The following is a 23,241-nucleotide window of genomic DNA, read 5'->3' on the forward strand; positions in this document are numbered from 1 at the left end:
TTTCCCTCCCCTATTTCTTCTTAGTCGAAGGACTATTCGCCGAAATATTCACTGTCATTGTTACATGCTTAACTTTTTCCTGTGAGTAATGAAAGGCCCGCTCAAGTGTTGTAAACACATCGTGCGCATCCCCGTCCAATCTGCTGGCATAGTGAATTCCAGCAGTAAATGTGTTTTGTTGTTTGGCAATTTCCACAACATCTGCAATGATTTGCATATAGTTTTCATTATTCATTGGATATAACGCAAACTGTGTAGGTGCTTCAATATGAATATTTTTTACTCTGTCTTCATTCATCCGAACATCGTCCTCAGACATATACACATCTCCATCTGAATCTCCCGGGCATCCTATTGAAAATGTTCCATTCAATACAACATGTTTTTTAGTATTTGCCGCAATTAAATAGATCGTTTTTGCTACGTCAAAAACATGATCCATTTTTCCGCGAATCACTGTACTAATATCATCTGTTTTTACCCATACTTTAGAGGTGTCAACTTGTTGAAGCGTAGATAAAATTATATCTACAAAATTATCCGCCATCGGATAAAGGGAAAAACGAAAACCTACAATTCTACTTGTTCCACATACTTCTGTCATAACCATTCTCCTCTCTTTTTTGGAGAATAAAAAAACTGCATCTCTAGGAAGATGCAGTAGTATACGAAAAGATGCAAATCAATGAATGATCTTACACCAATACTACTACACTTCCCCACGCTAGTATTATCTAGATCGGGTAATAAGGGATCGGAACGCACTTCCACGTTCACATCTCAGCTTTTTCAGCACCCCTAGTGTAGATAGGTCATATGCAGTTTTATTATTCGCCCTAATCATACATGAGAGATAATCGTATGTAAAGATACTTTGTAATCATTTATTCAATAACTATTCTAAAAAAATATTGTACATGCAATTTAATTCATCCACATGGTAAAATATACAGCTTTCTATTTTCAATCTTTTCGGTTTATGATATCTTTATATAGTTATTAATATAACTTTTTATTTATAAATATCCATTGGTTTTATTCGATGTTGATTTCCGCTGCAGGTGCTCGCTTTCCGCGGGCGGTTCGGGAGCCTCCTCGACGCTTATCGCGCTGCGGGGTCTCCCGTATACCGTTTTTCCCGCAGGAGTCTCGCACCTTCCGCTCCAATCAACAAGGCGCCATAATTAACATTGAACTTTAACAAAGCCATTTGTTTAAATATGGTTAATTTAAGGGTATGAATGGAATACGGAGGGTTTATATAGATGGAAAATCAAAATGGTGGCTTACAACGGAGTTTAAAAGCACGGCATTTAACGATGATTTCATTAGGTGGTTCAATTGGAACCGGGCTATTTCTTGGAAGTGGATCTGCTATTTATCAAGCAGGACCTGGCGGCGCATTGCTTGCCTATTTGATAATTGGTGTCATGGTGTATTTTATTATGACGAGCCTTGGTGAACTTGCTTCTTTCATGCCAACAAGTGGGGCATTTAGCACCTATGCTACCCGCTTTATCGATCCCGCACTTGGATTTGCATTAGGGTGGAACTATTGGTACAGCTGGGCAATCACACTTGCGGCGGAACTTTCCGCATCAACATTAGTCATGAAATTTTGGTTCCCAGATAGCCCATCTTGGTTATGGAGTGGCCTTTTTATCCTGATTATTTTCGGATTGAATATTCTTTCTGTTAAAGGATACGGAGAAGGCGAATATTGGTTCTCTTTCATTAAAGTAGCTACCATCATTATTTTCATTATTGTAGGTATTTTAATGATATTAGGTATAATGAAAGGTGACGCCATTGGCTTTAAAAACTTCACAATTGGTGACGCACCCTTTCATGGTGGTTTACTTGCAGTTATCGGAGTGTTTCTTACCGCAGGATTTTCTTTTCAAGGAACAGAAATTGTCGGTGTAGCTGCAGGCGAAAGTGAAAATCCGAGAGAAAATGTACCAAAAGCCATCAAAAGTGTATTTTGGAGAATTCTTTTATTTTATGTACTTGCAATTCTAGTTATAGGCTTAATTATTCCTTATACAACTGAAAGCCTACAAAGTGAAGACATCATGGTCAGTCCATTTACGTTAGTGTTCAAAAAGGCTGGGCTCGCATTCGCCGCATCGTTAATGAATGCAGTCATCTTAACGGCAGTATTGTCTGCCGGAAACTCAAGTCTTTATGCATCTACAAGAATTTTATTTGCTATGGCAAAAGAAGGACAAGCTCCTAAGTTTTTTGGAAAGTTAAATAAGCGTGGAGTTCCAGTCGCCGCACTTATTGCAACAACTTTGGTGGGGATGCTCGCATTTTTGGCATCCGCTTTCGGCGATGGGGCGATTTATATGTGGCTGTTAAATGCAGCAGGAATAACGGGATTTATCTTTTGGCTCGGTATTGCTGCCAGTCATTATCGATTTAGGAAGGCTTATATCGCTCAAGGACATTCACTTGAAAAGCTTCCTTACCGAGCAAAACTTTATCCGTTTGGCCCGATTCTCGCATTTGTCGTTGGATTAGTTGTCATATTAGCTCAAGACTATCAAGCCTTTCTCGGAGATAAAATAAATTGGATGGACCTGATCGCCGCTTATCTCGGTATCCCATTATTTATCATCATGTGGCTAGGATATAAATTTATTAAGAAAACAAAAGTGGTTCCATTGAAGGAATGTAAGATTGATATAGATGAGTTTAATTAATGATAAAAATGTATAGTAAGCAGCAGATGCTTTACTATACATTTTTTATTGATATTGTAAAACATGAAACAATTAAAAAAACGTAGGTAATCCACAAAAAAAAATCCTCTAAGATAAAATCTTAGAGGATTTTTTTACTATTGGGCAGATGAATTACATCATGCCGCCCATGCCCATGCCGCCCATATCAGGCATTGCAGGACCTGCATTTTCTTCAGGTTTATCTGCTACAACTGCTTCAGTTGTTAGTAACATAGCCGCTACAGAAGCTGCATTTTGAAGTGCATAACGAGTAACTTTAGTTGGATCAACAATGCCCGCTTCGAACATGTTTACCCATTCACCGTTAGCTGCATTGAAGCCAATACCTACTTGTTCTTTTTTCAAACGATCCACAATTACAGATCCTTCAAGACCAGCATTGTGAGCAATTTGGCGTACTGGTTCTTCCAATGCACGTAGAACGATGTTGATACCTGTTGCAACATCACCTTCAGCGTCAACAGAAGAAACTTTATTGTATACATTTACAAGTGCCGTACCACCACCGGATACGATACCTTCTTCAACAGCCGCACGAGTAGAGTTAAGTGCATCTTCAATACGAAGTTTGCGTTCTTTTAACTCAGTTTCAGTTGCGGCACCAACTTTGATTACTGCTACTCCGCCCGCAAGCTTAGCTAGGCGCTCTTGTAATTTTTCACGGTCAAATTCAGAAGTCGTTTCTTCTAATTGAACACGAATTTGATTTACGCGAGCTGAAATGCTTGCAGAATCGCCTGAACCTTCAACGATTGTTGTGTTTTCTTTTGTAACAACAACTTTAGCAGCGCGTCCAAGAGAATCAATTGTAGCTGTCTTAAGATCAAGTCCTAAATCTTCAGTGATAACTTGACCACCTGTTAGAACAGCGATATCTTCTAACATTGCTTTACGACGGTCACCGAATCCAGGTGCTTTAACAGCAACTGCATTAAATGTTCCACGAAGTTTGTTTACGATAAGTGTTGCTTGTGCTTCACCTTCAACATCCTCAGCAATGATAAGAAGCGGTTTGCCTTGTTGTACCACTTGTTCAAGAACTGGTAAAACTTCTTGAATATTTGTAATCTTTTTATCTGTGATTAAAATATATGGATTTTCAAGAACTGCTTCTAATTTATCTGTATCTGTAACCATGTATGGTGAAACATAGCCACGATCAAATTGCATACCTTCTACAACATCTAATTCAGTTGTGAAGCCTTTTGATTCTTCGATTGTGATAACACCATCGTTTCCAACACGTTCCATTGCTTCAGCAATCAATTGGCCCACTTCTTCATCAGCAGCAGAGATTGCAGCAACTTGTGCAATCGACTCTTTACCTTCGATTGGTTTAGAAATCGCATTAAGTTCTTCAACAGCTGTTTGAACAGCTTTTTCAATTCCTTTACGGATACCCACAGGGTTTGCACCAGCTGTTACGTTTTTCAAGCCTTCACGAATCATGGCTTGAGCAAGTACAGTTGCAGTCGTTGTACCGTCACCAGCAACATCATTTGTTTTGCTTGCAACTTCTGATACAAGTTTAGCACCCATGTTTTCGAATGCATCTTCAAGTTCGATTTCTTTAGCAATCGTTACACCATCATTAGTAATAAGTGGAGAACCAAACTTTTTCTCAAGAACCACGTTACGTCCTTTAGGTCCAAGTGTTACTTTTACAGCATCTGCTAATTTATCAACTCCGCGAAGCATAGCACGGCGTGCATCTTCACTGAATTTAATTTCTTTTGCCATTTGAAATTACCTCCTCGATCTTCTTTAATGATGTATTTATTTTCGAAAATGGTAAATAACTATTGTACAATAGCTAGAATGTCTGAATCACGAAGAATTAAATATTCGTTACCTTGGTATTTCACTTCTGTACCAGCATATTTAGAGAAGATGATGCGATCGCCTTCAGATACTTCAAGAGCAACGCGCTCACCGCTATCTAAAACACGTCCAGTACCTACAGCTACTACCTTACCTTCTTGCGGTTTTTCCTTTGCAGAATCAGGAAGAACGATACCGCTTGCAGTTTTTTCCTCTGTTTCTACTAGTTCAATTACGACGCGATCTCCAAGTGGTTTTAACAAGTGAAACAACCTCCTCAATAATTTTATGTAAATTTTTAATTATTAGCACTCGTTACTCTTGAGTGCTAACACAATTATTATAATAAATAATTCAATTCCATTTTGCAAGTCTCACAGTTAACTTTTTTGAAAAAACTCTTCTATTAGTTTGGAAACCCTTCAAATAGAACTTTGCGCAATATTCAAGTTTATGTCCTAATATAATTTCTATTCATAATTGGAGGAGATTTCCACATATAATAGTTTGAAGGTTAAAAAAGTGCTGCACTTCTTAATATTTGAACCTCTATTTATTCAATAGTAGAATGAGATTATGAGCTAATAGGAAAGGAAAAATATTGTGAAAAAAGAATATGCATATATTTTAATTACGTATATTGCCATGCAATTATCTGGCTATGTCGGTTATCCCATTGTTTATCTTATTGGCGTGAAAGGATTTCATACTTCAGAAAGTTATATGAAAATGATGACGCCTGTTTATTGGATCGTAATCAGCTTTATTTCCGCTTTGATTATTGTTTTGCTGATTTTACGAAAATCTGAACGTAAATATCAATTAGAGAGAAGTACACCGCTTTCTGCCGGAAAATCAATCTCATGGGCAGTCGGAGGGATTTTTCTAGCATTTATTGCTCAAACACTTGCATCTATCATTGAACAAATGATTGGCATTAAACCTGGATCGGAAAACACTCAGCGTATCGTAAACCTAATCGAAACTTTTCCGATTGTTGTTGTTGTAAGTTCAATAATTGGCCCAATTTTGGAGGAAATTGTCTTTAGGAAAATTATTTTTGGAACACTTAATAAATATTTATCTTTTTTTTCTTCGGCACTTATTAGTTCCGTCATTTTTGGTCTTGCACATATGGAGTTTGTGCACTTATTACTTTATTCTGCTATGGGATTCACTTTTGCCTTTTTGTATAAAAAAACAAATCGAATTTTAGTCCCAATAAGCGCACACGTAATAATGAATACAATAGTCGTTATTGCTCAGCTATTGAACCGCGAAGAAATTCAAAAAATAATTGAGAAACAAAGCTTTATTGGAGGACTTTTCTCATGAGACCACTACAATCAGGAGTGATCTATTGCCTTCTTGGCACCCTGTTTACTTATTTTGCCGTAAAACAAGTTAATCTTCATGGATGGTCTTTTTTTGCTTACATGCTTATCTTTTTAGCAACGATTGATTATGGATCAGGATTTCGATTAATCACATTGCATTTTCGGTTAAAAAACCATCAAAAAAAATAAAAACCTTCCAGCTGGAAGGTTTTTATTCATGCTGTCCAGCTCCAGCGCCTAGCCCATCGAGGTCAAATAACCTTCGGCAATAAAAGTCAAAGAGCAGACTTTTTTTGCCAAAGGTTATTTGCTTGTCGGGGCTGAACAAGGCGCCTCCGCTTTTCTTATTCATTATCATTTTGCAGTGCATATTGTAATTCCGCTGCTTTCGCTTTTCGATAACCAACTTTCGAAACCAATATACTAATTTCGTATAGAACCATTAGCGGTACACCGACAACAATTTGTGACATTACATCTGGTGGTGTGATAAAGGCAGCAAGAACAAGAAGAAAGAAATAGGCATACTTTCTAATTTTCGCTAAAAACATTGGTGTGATAATCCCTAATCTCGTTAAAAACATGATAACGATTGGTAATTCAAACAGAATCCCAAACGGGAGGGTAATCTGAAACAAAAACGAAAAATATTCATTAATACCAATGACCGGATTAATATCCATTTGTGTTGATAGCTTCATCATGAACCGTAAGATTAACGGAAACAATATAAAATAAGCGAATGCTAGTCCAGCTAAAAAGAGAATAAGTGCGATTGGAATATAACTCAATGTAACTTTCCGCTCTTTTTCATATAAACCGGGACTAATAAATGCCCAAAGTTGATAAAGAATGACTGGCAAAATAATCACTACGGCCAAATACAGAGTAACTTCCATAAAAACTTTAAAAGGGTCTGTCAGCCGAAACGCATTCATTGTCATTTCTTGTGCAAAATCAGAATGTTGGAGATATCGAATAATTGGTTGTGAAAGAAAAAAACTTACAATTACAGCCAAGATAAAGAAAACGACTATCACAAACAGTCGCTTTCTTAACTCGGATAAATGTTCAAAAATCGTCATGTCTTTTTGACTCATATGAATTCATCCTAACATTTACTTAACGTTGTCTTTATCTGTTTTTGGCTTATCGTCTTCTTCATCCGCCAAGCCCTTAGTTGCATTTTTAAATTCTTTTAATGTATCCCCGGCAGCTCTGCCCAATTGGGGTAATTTCTTTGGTCCGAAAACTAGTAAGGCAACAATCACAATGAGAATAATACTTCCAATTCCTGGTCCCATCTGTGCCCACCTCCTCATATGTACATGATAATACAAATTAAACGTTTAATCCATTATCTTATTAATTAGTCTTGTGAAATTTCCGTGTCATTTGGATAGTGCTTTAGAAAATAAACTAATGATTGCAACTCTACTGCTAAATCAATATGATGAACACGTATAGATGACGGTACATTTAGTCTAGCCGGTGTAAAATTTAATATACCTTTTACGTTTGTTTTCGTTGTCACCTGATCAGTAACCCGTTGTGCAACTTCCGCTGGTATAGTAAGAATAATAACACTGATATCTTCACTAATTAACCTTGTTTCAAGCTCTTCCAAACTATAAATAGATACATCTCCAATTTTTTTACCTACCTTATTTGGATCTATATCAAATGCGATTTCTATTTTTGTATTATTATTTTTCATAAAATTATAATTTAGAAATGCTGTTCCTAAATTTCCCACACCAATCAGAGCTACTTTCGTTAATTCATCTTGGTCTAAAGTTTTTCGAAAAAAAGTTAAAAGATAATTAACATTGTACCCGTATCCCTTTTTTCCTAATGCCCCGAAGTATGAAAAATCCCTGCGAATCGTGGCGGAATCGACTTTCACAGCTTCGCTTAACTCTGCCGAAGATACACGTTGCTTGCCAGAGTTATGTAAATTCCTCAAAAATCGATAATATAATGGTAATCGTTTTGCTGTGGCTTGAGGTATTTTAATTATTTCTTCATTCATACGATAGGTCCCCCATATAAATCTAACTAAAAAAGCGTTTGCCTAAAAACTATCCCCTCAGATAATCAGTGCTTGAAACACCGCCTGTTTTTTCTATCAAAAACGTTGGTCCAATAACCATACCTTTGTCAATGGCTTTGCACATATCATACACAGTTAAAGCGGTTACAGATGCAGCAGTTAATGCTTCCATCTCAACACCAGTGTTTCCCTTTGTTTTTACACTTGAAATGATCTTTAATATATAAACATTTTCGTCTTTTTGTTCCCAACTAAATTCAATATTTACCCCATTAATTAAAATAGGATGACACATCGGAATGAGATCCCAGGCTTTTTTTGCAGCCATTACACCTGCAACCTGTGCAACTGCAAGAACATCGCCTTTTTTTATTTTATTATTATGGATTAATTGATAAATTTCATTACTTAATTCAACACTCGATTGCGCAATCGCCGTGCGGACAGTATCTGGTTTTGTACTCACATCAACCATTTTCGCTCTTCCCTGCTCATTAAAATGAGTAAGCTTTGACATCGAAAACACCTCTCAACTTATCATACACTATTTTTCTTTCCTTGTCCTTTTTAGAAGTGGTGAATCATTGCTCAAACCCTCATGAATACGGTACACTACCAATATAGATGAGGTGAAATAAATATGATTTTATTACAAGTTCAACAACTAACAAAACATTTTGGTGCTGAACTTATTTTATCAAATATTAAATTAGAAATTCAGACGAGAGATCGTATTGCATTAGTTGGAAGAAATGGTGCAGGAAAGTCTACATTATTAAAAATTATTTCTGGCCAAATGTCATTAGATTCCGGGGATATTGTCAAACCAAAGGATGTTTCTATCGGGTATCTAGCACAAAATACTGGCCTGAAATCTAGTTTATCCATATGGGATGAAATGTTAACTGTATTCCAAGAATTGCGGCAAATGGAGATTGAAATAAGAAATGTAGAACAAAAAATAGCAGATCCATATTACTATGATAACCCCGATCTCTATTCCAAAATATTGACAGAATATGATCAATTACAGATTCGCTTTAAAGATTTAGGTGGTTATCAATATGAATCAGATATCCGTTCAGTCCTTCATGGCCTGCGATTTAATGATTTTGATTATGGAACAATGATTGAAACATTAAGCGGCGGCCAGAAAACGCGCTTAGCATTAGCTAAATTACTTTTAACTAAACCAGATATTTTAATTTTGGACGAACCAACAAACCATTTAGATATTGATACTCTTTCTTGGCTGGAACAATATTTACAAAGCTATAATGGTGCCATTCTCATCGTCTCACATGACCGATATTTCTTAGACAAAGTAGTTAATCAAGTTTATGAATTATCGAGACACGCTATTCAGAAATATTATGGGAATTACAGCCAATATTTGACTCAGAAGGCAGAACAATACGAACGTGATTTCAAACAATACGAGAAACAACAAGAGGAAGTTGCCAAACTACAAGATTTCATCCAACGCAATTTAGCAAGAGCATCCACAACAAAACGAGCGCAAAGTCGAAGAAAACAGCTTGAAAAAATGACAATAATGGACAGGCCATTAGGTGACGAAAAATCGGCTACTTTCACATTTCAAATTGAGAAGCAAAGTGGTAATGAAGTCTTAAATCTTGTGGATGGTTCAATTGGGTATAATCATCGTATTATCGCAAAAAATATCTTTTTATCAATTAAAAAAGGTGACAGTATTGCACTTGTAGGACCAAATGGAGTAGGTAAATCAACCCTACTAAAAACAATTATTAAAAAGTTGGAACTTCATAATGGAAACATACATTACGGTTCAAACGTGATGATTGGATATTATGATCAAGAACAAGCTAATCTCTCATCGAACAAAACAGTTTTAAATGAACTATGGGATGATTATCCTTTAAAAGATGAAAAAGAAATACGAACAGTATTAGGAAACTTTTTATTTTCAGGGGACGATGTTCTTAAAATTGTCTCAAGTTTAAGTGGTGGAGAAAAAGCAAGACTTGCTTTATCCAAGCTTTTACTGCAAAAAGCAAATTTTCTTATTTTAGATGAACCGACAAACCATTTGGACCTCGATAGTAAAGAGGTATTGGAAAATGCCTTAATCGATTACCCCGGCACGATACTATTTGTCTCCCATGATCGCTACTTTATTAACAGGCTGGCAACAAAGGTGATCGAGCTTGGGAAAGATGGAACAAAGGAATTTCTTGGAGATTACGACTACTATGTTGAAAAGCAACAAGAATTGCTGGAATTAAAAAAACTGGAACATTCAAAACTTGAAACTACAACGGATACACAGAATCCTGCTAAACAATCCTATCAACAAGACAAAGAGGCAAAAAAATTGGAACGGCAGCGTAAACGTCGTATTGAGGAAATCGAAGGACTCATTGACAGTTTAGAGAGCAAATTAGACGACAATGAGGAATTATTATGTAAGCCTGAAATCTATCAAGACCATGAAAAAGTCCTTGAATTAAATAAAGAAATTAGTAGTTATAAACAACAGCTTGAAAAATTGATGGAAGAATGGACAGAGCTTGCATCAGATGAGTAGAGCATAAATATGAATACGTTAGGACAAAAATACCAGATTCTCTGGTATTTTTTTAGTCCACAAAAGTATCCACATTATTTTTTCAGCACATATAGTATAAAAGTATTATTATTTGTGCATTTCTAGCCTTATCAACAGACTTATGCACATTATCCACAGAAATCATAATTTTTCAACAATATTTTATACACACCAACATAGTTTTATTAACATTTTATCCACAAGCTGTGCACAACAACAGTTGTTCGTATTTTTTATTCACATGTGGATAGTTTTATGGAAAAAAAAGAAGCATGTCACCCACATGCTTCTAAAAATGCTCTATATCTAAACTGGGATTCGCGTTTAAAGAATATTCACTTCGCTTCCCTTTTTCAAACAAAATACTTCCGGCCGCTGCAATCATCGCCGCATTGTCAGTACATAAATGTAATGGCGGAATAAGTAACTCTATCCCATCAATCTCTGCAAATTCCTTTTCAAGTCTGTCTCTAAGCCCTTTATTAGCCGCAACTCCGCCTGATAATAATACTTGTTTTACATGAAACTCTTTAGCAGCCTTTATCGTCTTAGTTACTAATACATCAATGACGCTCTCTTGAAAACTTGCAGCCATATTTTTCGGATCAATTGACATACCTTTTTGTTCTGCGTTATGCAATGTGTTAATAACGGCCGACTTTAACCCGCTAAAACTAAAATCAAAGGAATCCTCTTCTAACCACGCCCGTGGTAAATCAATCGTTGGTATGCCCTCATGTGCAAGTCGATCAATATGTGGACCTCCTGGATAAGGGAGATTAAGTGTTCTTGCCACCTTATCATATGCTTCTCCAGCTGCATCATCTCTTGTTTCGCCGATTACCTCGAATTCCCCGTGCTCTTTCATCAAAACTAATTCCGTATGTCCTCCAGAGACAACCAATGATAATAACGGAAATGCCATTTCCTTCATTAATCGATTAGCATATATATGTCCGGCTATATGATGCACACCTACTAAAGGAATATTTCTCGCAAAGGAAATTGCCTTTGCTGCATTCACTCCTACTAATAAAGCTCCTACTAAACCGGGACCTTCCGTCACCGCAATGGCATCAATATCTTCAAACGTGACCTCAGCCTTAATTAGGGCCTCTTCGATAACGACTGTAATCTGTTCCACATGATGTCTAGATGCTAACTCAGGTACAACTCCCCCAAATCTTTTATGGCTATCGATTTGTGAAGCAACGATATTAGAGAGTATTTCCGTCCCATTTTTAATAATAGCTGCCGCTGTTTCATCACAGCTTGTTTCAATTCCTAAAACAATTAAATCCTTCTTCATTATAAATTCACCCACATAACTAAGGCATCCTCTTGGTTGTCAGTGTAGTAACTTTTCCTGATTCCACCCTCAAAGAAACCTAATTTCTTATATAACGATTGAGCAATTACATTGCTTACTCGGACTTCTAAAGTCATTGATTTTGCACCTTGTTGAATTGAATAATCCATGATACTGCTTAATAATAACTCACCTAGTTTTTGTCCACGATATTCAGGTAATATAGCAATATTTGTTATATGTGCCTCATCCACTACAAGCCATACCCCACAATAACCGATAATTTTTTCTTGATCTACTATGACAAAATACCTTGCAAAATGGTTTTTTACAAATTCATTATAAAATGCCTCCCGAGACCAAGGTAATGAAAATGATTGTACTTCAACATCCATAATTCCATCCAAATCGGCTATGTTTGCTTCTCTTAATTGATAATTCATCATCCTTCTTTACTTCCATTAGCCTTTTGAGATTCTAACCATTTTGCTTCAGCTTCAACTAAACGAATATAATTAGGCACAAATGTATGAATATCTTCACCAGATAAATCTTTTCCTAAAAATGCAAGTTCACTAGGTCGTGGATTAATTTCTGATGGACTAGCAAAAATTGCTTTATCACCTAGTGTATTAATGATTGTATCTTTATGTAAATCAATATCATTACCTACAAAAATAACAGATTCATCAAGTAGCTTTAACTTTTCTACCCATTCAACCGTTAAAATATTGCAATCGTTTAACTCCGTTATTAATCTTTCATCTTCAAAACGATATAATCCTGTATAAATCTGTCCCCTTCTTGCATCGAAAAAAGGGCAAATAAACCCGTGAAAATGCCTCCCAACTCCAGCCATTATAGCCAAACTAGATATTCCCACTAGTGGAATGTTTAAACTCCAAGCCATTGTTTTTGCTATACTTACGCCAATTCGGACCCCAGTATAGGAGCCTGGGCCCTTAGCTACAACAATTTTTTCAAGATCCATTGGGGAGAGGTCACAATCCTTCATCAATTGCTGAATTGCAGGCATAACCCGAATACTATGGTTTTTCTTTAAATTAGTAATATATTCACCGATTACCTTGTCATTATCTAATAATGCAATTCCTAATGCATAATTAGATGTATCTATTGCAAGCACTTTCATGAAAATAACTCCTCACACAATAATTCGTAGCGTTTTCCTACTGGTTTTAATTCGAATCTCCGTTCTACATCACCTAATCGATAAAGCGAAATCGATAAGTATTCGTTTGGTAACTGATCCTCAATTATATGGGCCCACTCAACAATCGTTACACCAGTGCCTTCAAAATATTCATCAAAACCTAAATCCTCATTGGAATCTTGTAAACGGTAAACATCCATATGATATAATGGTAAATTTCCTTGATATTCTTTAATAATTGTAAAGGTGGGACTGCTTACATTTCGTCGAATTCCTAATCCTAATGCAATCCCTTTAGTAAATGTTGTTTTCCCTGCTCCCAAATCGCCTTCTAATAATAAGACATCTTTTGCTTTTAACTTTCCTGCTAACTTTTGAGCAAAAGAAGAAGTGTCATCCGGCCCTTTAGAAAGCCACTCATATACTTTCATAATAATCTCCTCTGACAATACTTATGTAAATGTTATTTACTTATAGTCTGTTAATAATTATCTAAAAAACAGCTTATTTTAAAAAGCTTATATAAAAAATCCTTAGGATAATTCAGTCCTAAGGCAAAACTTGTCTATTGGTAGTTTACATCATTTCCACTAAATGAGCAAAATAACTATTACTTTAAATGAAAAAAAACGAAACTAAGTTTCGTTTTTCATTGGCACTTATTGCGGAGGCAGGATTTGAACCTGCGACCTTCGGGTTATGAGCCCGACGAGCTACCAGACTGCTCCACCCCGCGACGATAATAATTTAGTATATATTATGCACTAAGTGCATCATTTGACTGTCCCGATTTCAGCAAGCTGATTCAAGATGCTGCTCAATCGGTACAACTCGCAGCTTTTTCAATGAAGCAATGCTCGTTGCTCCACCCCGCGACGATAATATATATTTATATACAGCCTGGCAACGTCCTACTCTTGCAGGGGGAGAGCCCCCAACTACCATCGGCGCTGAGAAGCTTAACTTCCGTGTTCGGGATGGGAACGGGTGTGACCTTCTCGCCATAATTACCAGACTATATACAATTAAGGGATTGTTCCCTCAAAACTAGATAGATGAGAAATACTTCGTAATAACTTTGAATCTATTATTGGTTAAGTCTTCGACCGATTAGTATTCGTCAGCTCCATGTGTCGCCACACTTCCACCTCGAACCTATCAACCTGATCATCTTTCAGGGGTCTTATTTAGATAAACTAAGGGAAATCTCATCTTGAGGGGGGCTTCATGCTTAGATGCTTTCAGCACTTATCCCTTCCGCACATAGCTACCCAGCGATGCCTTTGGCAAGACAACTGGTACACCAGCGGTGCGTCCATCCCGGTCCTCTCGTACTAAGGACAGCTCCTCTCAAATTTCCTACGCCCACGACGGATAGGGACCGAACTGTCTCACGACGTTCTGAACCCAGCTCGCGTACCGCTTTAATGGGCGAACAGCCCAACCCTTGGGACCGACTACAGCCCCAGGATGCGATGAGCCGACATCGAGGTGCCAAACCTCCCCGTCGATGTGGACTCTTGGGGGAGATAAGCCTGTTATCCCCGGGGTAGCTTTTATCCGTTGAGCGATGGCCCTTCCATGCGGAACCACCGGATCACTAAGCCCGACTTTCGTCCCTGCTCGACTTGTAGGTCTCGCAGTCAAGCTCCCTTGTGCCTTTACACTCTGCGAATGATTTCCAACCATTCTGAGGGAACCTTTGGGCGCCTCCGTTACCTTTTAGGAGGCGACCGCCCCAGTCAAACTGCCCGCCTGACACTGTCTCCCACCCCGATCAGGGGTGCGGGTTAGAATTTCAATACAGCCAGGGTAGTATCCCACCGACGCCTCCACCGAAGCTGGCGCTCCGGCTTCAAAGGCTCCTACCTATCCTGTACAAGCTGTACCAAAATTCAATATCAGGCTGCAGTAAAGCTCCACGGGGTCTTTCCGTCCTGTCGCGGGTAACCTGCATCTTCACAGGTACTATAATTTCACCGAGTCTCTCGTTGAGACAGTGCCCAGATCGTTGCGCCTTTCGTGCGGGTCAGAACTTACCTGACAAGGAATTTCGCTACCTTAGGACCGTTATAGTTAGGTACCGCCGTTTACTGGGGCTTCAATTCAAAGCTTCGCTTGCGCTAACCTCTCCTCTTAACCTTCCAGCACCGGGCAGGCGTCAGCCCCTATACTTCGCCTTGCGGCTTCGCAGAGACCTGTGTTTTTGCTAAACAGTCGCCTGGTATATTCACTGCGGCTCTCTCGGGCTTGCACCCTAACAGAGCACCCCTTCTCCCGAAGTTACGGGGTCATTTTGCCGAGTTCCTTAACGAGAGTTCTCTCGCTCACCTTAGGATTCTCTCCTCGCCTACCTGTGTCGGTTTGCGGTACGGGCACCTTTCACCTCACTAGAGGATTTTCTAGGCAGTGTGGAATCAGGAACTTCGGTACTATATTTCCCTCGCCATCACAGCTCAAGGTACATGGTGACGGGATTTGCCTCGTCACCCCTCTAACTGCTTGGACGCGCTATTCCAGCAGCGCGCTTACCCTATCCTCCTGCGTCCCCCATCGTTCAAACGGTGAAGAGGTGGTACAGGAATATCAACCTGTTGTCCATCGCCTACGCCTTTCGGCCTCGGCTTAGGTCCCGACTAACCCTGAGCGGACGAGCCTTCCTCAGGAAACCTTAGGCATTCGGTGGAAGGGATTCTCACCCTTCTTTCGCTACTCATACCGGCATTCTCACTTCTAAGCGCTCCACCAGTCCTTACGGTCTAGCTTCTCAGCCCTTAGAACGCTCTCCTACCACGGACACCAGACGGTGTCCATCCACAGCTTCGGTGATACGTTTAGCCCCGGTACATTTTCGGCGCAGAGTCACTCGACCAGTGAGCTATTACGCACTCTTTAAATGGTGGCTGCTTCTAAGCCAACATCCTGGTTGTCTAAGCAACTCCACATCCTTTTCCACTTAACGTATACTTTGGGACCTTAGCTGGTGGTCTGGGCTGTTTCCCTTTTGACTACGGATCTTATCACTCGCAGTCTGACTCCTAAGGATAAGTCATTGGCATTCGGAGTTTGTCTGAATTCGGTAACCCGATGAGGGCCCCTAGTCCAAACAGTGCTCTACCTCCAAGACTCTTACCTTAAGGCTAGCCCTAAAGCTATTTCGGAGAGAACCAGCTATCTCCAAGTTCGATTGGAATTTCTCCGCTACCCACACCTCATCCCCGCACTTTTCAACGTGCGTGGGTTCGGGCCTCCAGTAAGTGTTACCTTACCTTCACCCTGGACATGGGTAGATCACCTGGTTTCGGGTCTACGACCTCAAACTCATTCGCCCTATTAAGACTCGCTTTCGCTGCGGCTCCGCCTCTTCAGCTTAACCTCGCTTGAAATCGTAACTCGCCGGTTCATTCTACAAAGGCACGCTATCACCCGGCGTCTTTCCGAAGGAAATACGCACAGGGCTCTAACTACTTGTAGGCACACGGTTTCAGGTTCTCTTTCACTCCCCTCCCGGGGTGCTTTTCACCTTTCCCTCACGGTACTGGTTCACTATCGGTCACTAGGGAGTATTTAGCCTTGGGAGATGGTCCTCCCTGCTTCCGACGGGATTTCACGTGTCCCGCCGTACTCAGGATCCACTCTGGAGGAACGAAGTTTCAACTACAGGGTTGTTACCTTCTTTGACGGTACTTTTCCAGACCTCTTCATTTACTCCGTTCCTTTGTAACTCCGTATAGAGTGTCCTACAACCCCAAGAGGCAAGCCTCTTGGTTTGGGCTTCTTCCGTTTCGCTCGCCGCTACTCAGGAAATCGCGTTTGCTTTCTCTTCCTCCGGGTACTTAGATGTTTCAGTTCCCCGGGTCTGCCTTCCATACTCTATGTATTCAAGTAAGGATACTACCCCATTACGGGCAGTGGGTTCCCCCATTCGGAAATCTCCGGATCAAAGCTTGCTTACAGCTCCCCGAAGCATATCGGTGTTAGTCCCGTCCTTCATCGGCTCCTAGTGCCAAGGCATTCACCGTGCGCCCTTACTAACTTAACCTAAAAAGGTTGTTTATAACTTACTTAATGGATTCATCCATAAAGTGGCGATTCTCGGTTATTACTTGGTTATATCTCATTTTATCTAGTTTTCAAGGAACAATTAGTTTGAAAGGAATTAACCTCTCAAAACTGAACAAAACGAAAGCGTCTTTTTTGTAACCACGTCAGTGGTCTTCCATATTCCTTAGAAAGGAGGTGATCCAGCCGCACCTTCCGATACGGCTACCTTGTTACGACTTCACCCCAATCATCTGTCCCACCTTCGGCGGCTGGCTCCAAAAGGTTACCTCACCGACTTCGGGTGTTACAAACTCTCGTGGTGTGACGGGCGGTGTGTACAAAGCCGGGAACGTATTCACCGCGGCATGCTGATCCGCGATTACTAGCGATTCCGGCTTCATGTAGGCGAGTTGCAGCCTACAATCCGAACTGAGAATGGTTTTATGGGATTGGCGTAACCTCGCGGTCTAGCAACCCTTTGTACCATCCATTGTAGCACGTGTGTAGCCCAGGTCATAAGGGGCATGATGATTTGACGTCATCCCCACCTTCCTCCGGTTTGTCACCGGCAGTCACCTTAGAGTGCCCAACTAAATGCTGGCAACTAAGGTCAAGGGTTGCGCTCGTTGCGGGACTTAACCCAACATCTCACGACACGAGCTGACGACAACCATGCACCACCTGTCACTCTTGTCCCCGAAGGGAAATCCCTATCTCTAGGGAGGGCAAGAGGATGTCAAGACCTGGTAAGGTTCTTCGCGTTGCTTCGAATTAAACCACATGCTCCACCGCTTGTGCGTACCCCGTCAATTCCTTTGAGTTTCAGCCTTGCGGTACTGTACTCCCCAGGCGGAGTGCTTAATGCGTTAGCTGCAGCACTAAAGGGCGGAAACCCTCTAACACTTAGCACTCATCGTTTACGGCGTGGACTACCAGGGTATCTAATCCTGTTCGCTCCCCACGCTTTCGCGCCTCAGCGTCAGTTACAGACCAAAGAGCCGCCTTCGCCACTGGTGTTCCTCCACATCTCTACGCATTTCACCGCTACACGTGGAATTCCGCTCTTCTCTTCTGCACTCAAGTCTCCCAGTTTCAATGACCCTCCACGGTTGAGCCGTGGGCTTTCACATCAGACTTAAGAAACCGCCTGCGCGCGCTTTACGCCCAATAATTCCGGACAACGCTTGCCACCTACGTATTACCGCGGCTGCTGGCACGTAGTTAGCCGTGGCTTTCTGGTTAGGTACCGTCAAGGTACCGCCCTATTCGAACGATACTTGTTCTTCCCTAACAACAGAGTTTTACGATCCGAAAACCTTCATCACTCACGCGGCGTTGCTCCGTCAGACTTTCGTCCATTGCGGAAGATTCCCTACTGCTGCCTCCCGTAGGAGTCTGGGCCGTGTCTCAGTCCCAGTGTGGCCGATCACCCTCTCAAGTCGGCTACGCATCGTCGCCTTGGTGAGCCGTTACCTCACCAACTAGCTAATGCGCCGCGGGTCCATCTGTAAGTGATAGCCAAAGCCATCTTTCAATTCTCCTTCATGCGAAGGAAAAAGTTATCCGGTATTAGCCCCGGTTTCCCGGAGTTATCCCAGTCTTACAGGCAGGTTACCCACGTGTTACTCACCCGTCCGCCGCTAATCTTCAGGGAGCAAGCTCCCATCAGATTCGCTCGACTTGCATGTATTAGGCACGCCGCCAGCGTTCGTCCTGAGCCAGGATCAAACTCTCCAAAAAGATGTTTGATATAGCTCTAGTTTAAAAATAAATTAATTGACGTTTCGTTTTGTTCAGTTTTCAAAGATCAATCATTACTTCTTTTTTTAGAAACAACTTTCTTACTATATCATTTCTAGTGTTTGTTGTCAACAACTTTTTTGAGAATGTTTTTTCTCTTCCAGAAGCGACTTTTAAATCTTATCATCTTTATAAAATGATGTCAATACTTTTTTTTGGAGCGGGTGATGGGAATCGAACCCACGACAACAGCTTGGAAGGCTGTAGTTTTACCACTAAACTACACCCGCATATTATATTTTTGGATGGCGCGCCCGATAGGAGTCGAACCCATAACCTTCTGATCCGTAGTCAGACACTCTATCCAATTGAGCTACGGGCGCATTTGTAATTTGTAAGGACTCTGAAAAACTTTGGTGCGGCCGAGAGGACTTGAACCTCCACGGTGTTGCCACCACTAGGCCCTCAACCTAGCGCGTCTGCCATTCCGCCACGACCGCATCTTAAAAAGTGACATATAGTATAATAACAAACTGCTAGATAAAAGTCAATAGTTATTTTGGTGCGGGTGAAGGGAGTCGAACCCCCACGCCTTGCGGCGCCAGATCCTAAGTCTGGTGCGTCTGCCAATTCCGCCACACCCGCATTGTATAATACAGTAGAATTAAGTATATTTGCCTCAATACACACAAATCAACTTGTAGAATGGTGAGCCATGAAGGACTCGAACCTTCGACCCTCTGATTAAAAGTCAGATGCTCTACCGACTGAGCTAATGGCTCTAAAAAGATATTAATGTAATGTCTTATTCAATTTGAGCTTAGTTAAGCATCTACGACGTCCCAATCTCAGAAAGATTATTCAAGTAGCAGCTCGATTGGTACGCTGAAGTTCACCTTCGCAGTTTATTCATTCGTGCTCTACCGACTGAGCTAATGGCTCAAAAAATAAAAAAATGGCTGGGCTAGCTGGATTCGAACCAACGAGTGACGGAGTCAAAGTCCGTTGCCTTACCACTTGGCTATAGCCCAATATCATTTTTTTCGAAATGGCGGTCCGGACGGGACTCGAACCCGCGACCTCCTGCGTGACAGGCAGGCATTCTAACCAGCTGAACTACCGGACCAAAACAATTATTTAAAACAATGACCCGTACGGGATTCGAACCCGTGTTACCGCCGTGAAAGGGCGGTGTCTTAACCGCTTGACCAACGGGCCATAAAAATTAATTTCCTGGCGGAGAAGGAGGGATTTGAACCCTCGCGCCGCTTACGCGACCTACACCCTTAGCAGGGGCGCCTCTTCAGCCACTTGAGTACTTCCCCTTATGGCTCCGCAGGTAGGATTCGAACCTACGACCGATCGGTTAACAGCCGATAGCTCTACCACTGAGCTACTGCGGAATAACATTTCATCTTGTCGACTCTTAAAATTATAATTACGATTAGACATTAAGTCAACCCATTTTAAAAACTTTTTTCAAAAACTTATAATCCACTTATTTCAGCTCCAATATCCCCCTACACTTTCCGCAAACAAAACGTTTAACATCCACTTTCCTTCTACGGGTATAATTTGTCTTACAACCTTTGCAGACATAGTTATATATCACTTTGGACTTTTTTCTATGTATGTTTTGTAATGGCGAACAGAATCTTGGAGCATGGACTTCGTTAAGTAAGTTTTTAAAATCATTGTCACGATGTTGATATCCTTTTCCTTCTATATGAAGGTGATAATGACATAACTCATGCTTGATTATACCAATCAATTCCTTTTCGCCAAATTCATCGTAATATTTATAGTTTATCTCGATATTATGGTTTTTTAGTAAATATCTCCCACCTGTTGTACGAAGTCTTGAATTAAATAAAGCAACATGTTTAAAAGGTTTTCCAAAGAACCTTAATGATATGCGTTCAACTAATTCTTGAAGCTCTTGATCATTCATCTTTTGCTCCCCTTTTTTCCATTTAACATGAACATGACAAACTATTATAGCATATTGTAGATAATACTAAAGGAGGCCATCGCCTATGCCAACTTGGTTTCAAAATCAAATGCGAAAAGCTTTTTCGGAAAAAAATCGATACCAAATAAAGCTTCTCAATCAATGTTGGTTTTTTTATCAACAAAAATTCTAATCTCATTCTATAATAATTCATCTGAACAAAAAATGGCGTGTATGTATACACGCCACCCTTTACTATTTCACTGTCCTTGAAGCATGGTTAATGACAATCTTCCCTTTTGAATATCCACATTCTCCACCCAAACAGTAACAACATCACCTAGCGAAACGACATCTAATGGATGTTTCACAAATTTATTACTAAGTTTAGAAATATGAACAAGTCCATCCTCTTTTACTCCGACATCGATAAATGCTCCAAAATCAACTACGTTTCTTACGGTTCCTTGCATTTCCATTCCTACTTTTAAATCTTCTAACTTTAATATTTCCTTTTTCAGCAGTGGTTTTGGTAATTCATCACGAAGATCGCGCCCCGGACGATTTAATGCATCTATAATATCCTTCAACGTTAACTCACCAATGTTTAATTGCTCCGATAAGTCACTTAAGGAATAAGAACTAATCGCTTCATTTAATTTTTCCGTTCCGATATCGCTAGGTGAACAATTTATTTTTTTCAGCAAAGTTTTGACCGCCTGATAATTCTCAGGATGTATTGGTGTTTTATCTAGTGGATCATCTCCATCAATAATTCTCAAAAAACCAATACTTTGCTCATATGTTTTTGATCCTAAACGCGGTATCCCTTTTAATTCTTTTCTATTGTTAATTTTCCCAGTTTCATTTCTAAACTTCACAATATTATTCGCAACTGATTTACTTAGCCCAGAAACATATTGCAATAAAGAAGAAGAGGCAGTATTCACATTTACTCCTACTTGGTTTACAGCCGTTTCCACTACAAATGTAAGTGATTCATTTAATTTCTTTTGGGTAACATCATGTTGATATTGACCTACTCCAACAGATTTCGGATCAATTTTCACTAACTCCGCTAATGGATCTTGTAATCTCCTAGCAATTGATACTGCACTTCTTTCTTCTACTTGAAGGTCTGGGAACTCTTCACGCGCTAAATCGGATGCAGAATATACACTTGCACCAGCTTCATTGACAATAATATACGAAATATCATCATCTATTTCTTTTAAAAGTTCAGCGACAAATTGTTCTGTTTCCTGAGAAGCGGTACCATTTCCTATTGCTATTACTTCTACCTTAAATTCTTTTATTATATCGATAACTTTCTTTTTCGCTTCCTCTGGCTTTGCCTTCGGTGGATGAGGATAGATGACACCGATAGATAGAACTTTACCAGTTTCGTTGACTACCGCTAGCTTGCAGCCTGTTCGATATGCCGGGTCAACACCAAGTACCATTTTTCCTTTTAGCGGGGGTTGCAACAAGAGATTTCTTAAATTTTCAGAGAAAATATGGATTGATTGATCTTCTGCCTTTTCTGTTAATTCATTTCGAATATCCCGCTCGATAGAAGGTTGAATTAGTCGTTTATAGCCGTCTTCTATCGCTTCTTTTACATAAGGCGTTACACTTGAATGCTCATTCTTAATCACTTTACGGAAAAGTTGATTAATTATTTTTTCGATATCCGGTTGAATGGAAACTCTCAGGACATCTTCTTTTTCTCCTCTGTTTAATGCAAGTACTCGATGAGGGACAATTTTTCGGACAGGCTCTTCATACTTGTAATACATTTCAAACACTTTTTTATCATCTTTTTCTTCTTTTTTTAATGTTGATGTAACAATCCCTGTTTTAAATGTTTCTTTCCGAATCCAATCACGTGTAGTTGCATCATCGGAAATCCACTCAGCTATAATATCTTTTGCTCCCGTAAGTGCATCCTCAATTGTATGTATTTCTTTCTCCTCGGAGACATAATGTGCTGCTTCTTTATTAATATCTTTATCTAATGGATAGGTCATCATCCATGTTGCCAACGGCTCCAGCCCTTTTTCCTTAGCAATTGTTGCTTTTGTTCTTCTTTTTTGTTTATAAGGTCGATAGAGATCTTCCACCATTTGCAGCTTATCGGCATTTATAATATTTTTTCTTAACTCATCTGTTAGCTTTCCTTGTTCCTCAATTAAACGAATAACTTCTTCTTTCCGTTGTTCTAAATTTTGAATATAATTCCATCGATCCATAATTGTACGGATCTGAACTTCATCTAATGCCCCTGTCATTTCCTTTCTATAACGGGCAATAAACGGAACAGTATTTCCTTCTTCAAGTAATGCAATAACATTTGAAATCTGCTTTCCCGAAAAATGAAGCTCTTTTGATAAACGTTGTTGCAATTGGGTCCTATTTTTTTCAACCGCTTGTTCCACTATCAAACACCTACTTCTCTAAAATTCACTAACA

General features: G+C 39.9%; 18 protein-coding genes, 11 tRNA genes, 3 rRNA genes and 1 riboswitch. Of the genes, 5 read left to right on the forward strand and 27 right to left on the reverse strand.

The genetic code is table 11. The features are described 5' to 3' along the window. Positions 1-10: 10 nt before the first annotated feature. Positions 11-604: a YkoF family thiamine/hydroxymethylpyrimidine-binding protein gene (locus I5776_RS19505; protein ID WP_202778166.1), complete on the reverse strand. Its 594-nt coding sequence runs from the start codon at positions 602-604 to the stop codon at positions 11-13. Positions 605-699: 95 nt separating this feature from the next. Further along, a riboswitch (TPP riboswitch) is annotated at positions 700-810 on the reverse strand. A 455-nt stretch (positions 811-1,265) separates the two neighbouring features. On the opposite strand from I5776_RS19505, the gene I5776_RS19510 reads away from it, so the two are divergent. Beyond that, entirely contained in the window at positions 1,266-2,708 is a 1,443-nt protein-coding gene (locus I5776_RS19510) for an amino acid permease (RefSeq protein ID WP_202778167.1), read from the forward strand. Between the two features lie 153 nt (positions 2,709-2,861). On the opposite strand, the gene groL is transcribed toward I5776_RS19510, so the two are convergent. Further along, complete coding sequence (groL, locus tag I5776_RS19515; protein WP_202778168.1) at positions 2,862-4,490, reverse strand: chaperonin GroEL; 1,629 nt, start codon at positions 4,488-4,490, stop codon at positions 2,862-2,864. 59 nt (positions 4,491-4,549) lie between these two features. Then, positions 4,550-4,834 carry a co-chaperone GroES gene (gene groES / locus I5776_RS19520; RefSeq protein WP_202778169.1) on the reverse strand — a complete coding sequence of 95 codons (285 nt, stop codon included), beginning with the start codon at positions 4,832-4,834 and terminating at the stop codon, positions 4,550-4,552. 340 nt (positions 4,835-5,174) lie between these two features. Here groES and I5776_RS19525 point away from each other — a divergent pair, with 340 nt between their 5' ends. Together I5776_RS19525 and I5776_RS19530 are read left to right on the forward strand one after the other, a co-directional pair. Next, positions 5,175-5,906: a CPBP family intramembrane glutamic endopeptidase gene (locus tag I5776_RS19525; protein ID WP_202778170.1), complete on the forward strand. Its 732-nt coding sequence runs from the start codon at positions 5,175-5,177 to the stop codon at positions 5,904-5,906. Further along, positions 5,903-6,097, forward strand: a complete 195-nt coding sequence (locus tag I5776_RS19530) for a YdiK family protein (protein WP_202778171.1) — start codon at positions 5,903-5,905, stop codon at positions 6,095-6,097. Before I5776_RS19525 ends, I5776_RS19530 begins: the two co-directional genes overlap by 4 nt. A gap of 155 nt (positions 6,098-6,252) precedes the next feature. Here the strand turns inward: I5776_RS19530 and tatC are convergent, their stop codons facing one another. From tatC to moaC, 4 genes are all read right to left on the reverse strand, one after another. Further along, on the reverse strand, positions 6,253-7,008 hold the full coding sequence (gene tatC / locus I5776_RS19535; RefSeq protein ID WP_202778172.1) for a twin-arginine translocase subunit TatC: 756 nt from the start codon (positions 7,006-7,008) through the stop codon (positions 6,253-6,255). Positions 7,009-7,026: 18 nt separating this feature from the next. Then, complete coding sequence (locus I5776_RS19540) at positions 7,027-7,212, reverse strand: twin-arginine translocase TatA/TatE family subunit (RefSeq protein ID WP_107921211.1); 186 nt, start codon at positions 7,210-7,212, stop codon at positions 7,027-7,029. Between the two features lie 65 nt (positions 7,213-7,277). Beyond that, complete coding sequence (locus tag I5776_RS19545; protein WP_202778173.1) at positions 7,278-7,940, reverse strand: redox-sensing transcriptional repressor Rex; 663 nt, start codon at positions 7,938-7,940, stop codon at positions 7,278-7,280. Between the two features lie 49 nt (positions 7,941-7,989). Beyond that, positions 7,990-8,478 (reverse strand): cyclic pyranopterin monophosphate synthase MoaC, encoded by a 489-nt coding sequence (gene moaC, locus I5776_RS19550; RefSeq protein WP_202778174.1) that lies wholly within the window; start codon positions 8,476-8,478, stop codon positions 7,990-7,992. A gap of 123 nt (positions 8,479-8,601) precedes the next feature. Between moaC and I5776_RS19555 the strand changes: the two genes are divergently transcribed. Beyond that, the gene (locus I5776_RS19555) at positions 8,602-10,530 is read left to right on the forward strand and encodes an ABC-F family ATP-binding cassette domain-containing protein (protein WP_202778175.1); all 1,929 of its coding nucleotides are present in this window, start codon (positions 8,602-8,604) and stop codon (positions 10,528-10,530) included. Between the two features lie 310 nt (positions 10,531-10,840). Here the strand turns inward: I5776_RS19555 and tsaD are convergent, their stop codons facing one another. The 19 genes from tsaD to I5776_RS19650 form a co-directional block, all read right to left on the reverse strand. Then, the gene (gene tsaD / locus I5776_RS19560; protein WP_202778176.1) at positions 10,841-11,860 is read right to left on the reverse strand and encodes a tRNA (adenosine(37)-N6)-threonylcarbamoyltransferase complex transferase subunit TsaD; all 1,020 of its coding nucleotides are present in this window, start codon (positions 11,858-11,860) and stop codon (positions 10,841-10,843) included. After that, positions 11,860-12,303, reverse strand: a complete 444-nt coding sequence (gene rimI, locus I5776_RS19565; RefSeq protein WP_425490393.1) for a ribosomal protein S18-alanine N-acetyltransferase — start codon at positions 12,301-12,303, stop codon at positions 11,860-11,862. Before rimI ends, tsaD begins: the two co-directional genes overlap by 1 nt. After that, entirely contained in the window at positions 12,303-13,013 is a 711-nt protein-coding gene (gene tsaB / locus I5776_RS19570) for a tRNA (adenosine(37)-N6)-threonylcarbamoyltransferase complex dimerization subunit type 1 TsaB (RefSeq protein WP_202778178.1), read from the reverse strand. Before tsaB ends, rimI begins: the two co-directional genes overlap by 1 nt. After that, on the reverse strand, positions 13,010-13,465 hold the full coding sequence (gene tsaE / locus I5776_RS19575) for a tRNA (adenosine(37)-N6)-threonylcarbamoyltransferase complex ATPase subunit type 1 TsaE (protein WP_202778179.1): 456 nt from the start codon (positions 13,463-13,465) through the stop codon (positions 13,010-13,012). The genes tsaB and tsaE overlap by 4 nt, the downstream gene beginning before the upstream one ends. Before the next feature lie 231 nt (positions 13,466-13,696). Beyond that, positions 13,697-13,770 (reverse strand) — tRNA-Met (locus I5776_RS19580). A gap of 162 nt (positions 13,771-13,932) precedes the next feature. Further along, a 5S ribosomal RNA gene (rrf, locus tag I5776_RS19585) occupies positions 13,933-14,049 on the reverse strand. A gap of 75 nt (positions 14,050-14,124) precedes the next feature. Beyond that, positions 14,125-17,076 (reverse strand): 23S ribosomal RNA (locus I5776_RS19590). 190 nt (positions 17,077-17,266) lie between these two features. Then, a 16S ribosomal RNA gene (locus tag I5776_RS19595) occupies positions 17,267-18,818 on the reverse strand. The 16S, 23S and 5S rRNA genes sit together here with 11 tRNA genes alongside, the layout of an rRNA operon. Positions 18,819-19,034: 216 nt before the next feature. Continuing rightward, a tRNA-Gly gene (locus tag I5776_RS19600) sits at positions 19,035-19,108 on the reverse strand. A gap of 16 nt (positions 19,109-19,124) precedes the next feature. Beyond that, positions 19,125-19,201 (reverse strand) — tRNA-Arg (locus I5776_RS19605). A 31-nt stretch (positions 19,202-19,232) separates the two neighbouring features. Further along, positions 19,233-19,318 (reverse strand) — tRNA-Leu (locus I5776_RS19610). A gap of 60 nt (positions 19,319-19,378) precedes the next feature. Then, positions 19,379-19,463, reverse strand: a tRNA-Leu gene (locus I5776_RS19615). A gap of 61 nt (positions 19,464-19,524) precedes the next feature. Further along, positions 19,525-19,600, reverse strand: a tRNA-Lys gene (locus I5776_RS19620). A gap of 174 nt (positions 19,601-19,774) precedes the next feature. Further along, positions 19,775-19,849: transfer RNA gene (locus I5776_RS19625), tRNA-Gln, on the reverse strand. An 18-nt stretch (positions 19,850-19,867) separates the two neighbouring features. Next, a tRNA-Asp gene (locus I5776_RS19630) sits at positions 19,868-19,944 on the reverse strand. A gap of 20 nt (positions 19,945-19,964) precedes the next feature. Then, positions 19,965-20,036: transfer RNA gene (locus I5776_RS19635), tRNA-Glu, on the reverse strand. A 16-nt stretch (positions 20,037-20,052) separates the two neighbouring features. Next, a tRNA-Ser gene (locus I5776_RS19640) sits at positions 20,053-20,143 on the reverse strand. A gap of 3 nt (positions 20,144-20,146) precedes the next feature. Further along, positions 20,147-20,221 (reverse strand) — tRNA-Asn (locus tag I5776_RS19645). Positions 20,222-20,316: 95 nt separating this feature from the next. After that, positions 20,317-20,769 (reverse strand): SprT family protein, encoded by a 453-nt coding sequence (locus I5776_RS19650; protein ID WP_202778180.1) that lies wholly within the window; start codon positions 20,767-20,769, stop codon positions 20,317-20,319. 85 nt (positions 20,770-20,854) lie between these two features. Between I5776_RS19650 and cmpA the strand changes: the two genes are divergently transcribed. Further along, complete coding sequence (cmpA, locus tag I5776_RS19655; protein ID WP_202778181.1) at positions 20,855-20,962, forward strand: cortex morphogenetic protein CmpA; 108 nt, start codon at positions 20,855-20,857, stop codon at positions 20,960-20,962. Positions 20,963-21,029: 67 nt separating this feature from the next. On the opposite strand, the gene I5776_RS19660 is transcribed toward cmpA, so the two are convergent. After that, a complete protein-coding gene (locus I5776_RS19660; RefSeq protein WP_202778182.1) occupies positions 21,030-23,207 on the reverse strand; it encodes a Tex family protein in 2,178 nt (725 codons plus the stop codon). Between the last annotated feature and the right edge of the window lie 34 nt (positions 23,208-23,241).

Source organism: Heyndrickxia vini (genome assembly GCF_016772275.1).
Lineage (GTDB): Bacteria > Bacillota > Bacilli > Bacillales > Bacillaceae_C > Heyndrickxia > Heyndrickxia vini.

What these genes read in the sequence shown, in the direction of transcription:
- I5776_RS19505 (WP_202778166.1), bottom strand. Translation starts at nt 604, where the DNA reads ATGACAGAAGTATGTGGAACAAGTAGAATTGTAGGTTTTCGTTTTTCC.
- I5776_RS19510 (WP_202778167.1), top strand. Translation starts at nt 1,266, where the DNA reads ATGGAAAATCAAAATGGTGGCTTACAACGGAGTTTAAAAGCACGGCAT.
- groL (WP_202778168.1), bottom strand. Translation starts at nt 4,490, where the DNA reads ATGGCAAAAGAAATTAAATTCAGTGAAGATGCACGCCGTGCTATGCTT.
- I5776_RS19530 (WP_202778171.1), top strand. Translation starts at nt 5,903, where the DNA reads ATGAGACCACTACAATCAGGAGTGATCTATTGCCTTCTTGGCACCCTG.
- tatC (WP_202778172.1), bottom strand. Translation starts at nt 7,008, where the DNA reads ATGAGTCAAAAAGACATGACGATTTTTGAACATTTATCCGAGTTAAGA.
- I5776_RS19540 (WP_107921211.1), bottom strand. Translation starts at nt 7,212, where the DNA reads ATGGGACCAGGAATTGGAAGTATTATTCTCATTGTGATTGTTGCCTTA.
- I5776_RS19545 (WP_202778173.1), bottom strand. Translation starts at nt 7,940, where the DNA reads ATGAATGAAGAAATAATTAAAATACCTCAAGCCACAGCAAAACGATTA.
- moaC (WP_202778174.1), bottom strand. Translation starts at nt 8,478, where the DNA reads ATGTCAAAGCTTACTCATTTTAATGAGCAGGGAAGAGCGAAAATGGTT.
- I5776_RS19555 (WP_202778175.1), top strand. Translation starts at nt 8,602, where the DNA reads ATGATTTTATTACAAGTTCAACAACTAACAAAACATTTTGGTGCTGAA.
- tsaD (WP_202778176.1), bottom strand. Translation starts at nt 11,860, where the DNA reads ATGAAGAAGGATTTAATTGTTTTAGGAATTGAAACAAGCTGTGATGAA.
- rimI (WP_425490393.1), bottom strand. Translation starts at nt 12,303, where the DNA reads ATGAATTATCAATTAAGAGAAGCAAACATAGCCGATTTGGATGGAATT.
- tsaB (WP_202778178.1), bottom strand. Translation starts at nt 13,013, where the DNA reads ATGAAAGTGCTTGCAATAGATACATCTAATTATGCATTAGGAATTGCA.
- tsaE (WP_202778179.1), bottom strand. Translation starts at nt 13,465, where the DNA reads ATGAAAGTATATGAGTGGCTTTCTAAAGGGCCGGATGACACTTCTTCT.
- I5776_RS19650 (WP_202778180.1), bottom strand. Translation starts at nt 20,769, where the DNA reads ATGAATGATCAAGAGCTTCAAGAATTAGTTGAACGCATATCATTAAGG.
- cmpA (WP_202778181.1), top strand. Translation starts at nt 20,855, where the DNA reads ATGCCAACTTGGTTTCAAAATCAAATGCGAAAAGCTTTTTCGGAAAAA.